This is a genomic window from Vibrio sp. 10N.261.52.A1 (assembly GCF_002876325.1).
In the GTDB taxonomy this organism is placed as follows: domain Bacteria; phylum Pseudomonadota; class Gammaproteobacteria; order Enterobacterales; family Vibrionaceae; genus Vibrio; species Vibrio chagasii.
The window spans coordinates 2,898-4,297 of record NZ_MCYD01000727.1; the positions used below are offsets into that span (position 1 = coordinate 2,898).

The 1,400-nt window shown below is 42.8% G+C and carries 1 protein-coding gene; it reads right to left on the reverse strand.

Annotated elements, in window-relative coordinates:
- Positions 1–1,233: diguanylate cyclase (locus tag BCT81_RS14825; protein WP_102424922.1), on the reverse strand; the 1,233-nt coding region annotated here is incomplete at its 3' end.
- Positions 1,234–1,400 lie beyond the last annotated feature (167 nt).

The following is a 1,400-nucleotide window of genomic DNA, read 5'->3' on the forward strand; positions in this document are numbered from 1 at the left end:
AAACTCTTCGCCACCAAACCGGGCTGCAACATCACTACTGCGTATGCTACTCGTGATTTGGCGTGACATGTAACGAATGACATCATCGCCTTTATCATGACCGTAGGTGTCATTGATCGACTTAAAGTCGTCAATATCAAAAACGGTCAAAGCAAACAGCTGGTCATGCTCTACTCTACGCCAAAATGCTTCCAACCCGCGTCGATTCAGCAACCCCGTCATTGGATCTTTAGCCGCAAGCTCTTTGAAATAACCCCTTTCAATATTAGAGTTAACGTAGAAGAAAATAGTCACAGAGAACAGATACACAATAATCGCGACAATAAGGCTGTCTTTCTCATAAACAAAAAAGTGCTCAATCTCTTTCACTAAATCTAATTCATAGTACATCGCGTGATGCGAGGCGACACCTTCGAGGTTAATCCCATGATAGAAAGCTGCGGTAGCGTTCGGCATCGTTAGAGTTGTGTCTATGATATCGATACGACCAGCCAGGTGTTCGTTAGAGTTTGCCAACAGCCGACCCGCGTTTATATCAACCGACAACATTCCTTGGTGCACGCCTTTATGGAACACAGGAATAGTCATACTAATCATGCGATCAAGAGAATCAAAACGATAACCAGGGCCAGAGAGCGTCAGTTGATCGGGGTTATTCGCAGTTTTCTGCCAGTATGGGCGACTCTTAATGGTCGATAACAACTCTTTACTCAACCCTTTGGCAAAATCCTCTGGCGAAGAGATCACATAACCACGAGTATCAATGAAGTGTACACCGTCGTGGTATTCATCAAGTTGAGATAAGAATGAAAGAATCGGGGCAAGTGCGATCTTTTCTGATGCACTTTTGTAGCTACTGCTGGTTTCGGAGCAAAGGGATTCTTCACCAACTAGCATGTAGTCGATATCGACAGAAGGAATATCAGAGGTTTTGCCATCCGCGAGCAGTAACACATCAATCGGCCAGATTTGGCAGAGCCCGTTTACCACTTGCTTGTTGTGATCAAGAAATAGAGGGTTTCCTGATTTGTAGTAGTTAGAGAAACTGTAGTCTAGCGCCGTCACCACTTTGGTGGTTCGTTTGAAAACATCCTCAATGCGATGAAACTCGCTGTCGATGTCTTTTTTAACCGAGTCAAAATGGTTCTTTCCTATTAAGCCAAGCAACATTGCCGCGATCACGGCTGGAAACCCGAAGACAAAGGTAAGGCTAAAATGCCTGTTTACTTTCATATAATGTGCTCTTAGCGCTCAGCTATTTTCATTTACCCCGTTAATATTATGACATTAATCACCATTTCGCTCGACGTAAAATAATGTAAATTGATATTACCCGCACAAGCAACGGTCAAATAACTACTTATAAATTAATAAAATAGACTCATCATCATACTTAAAGT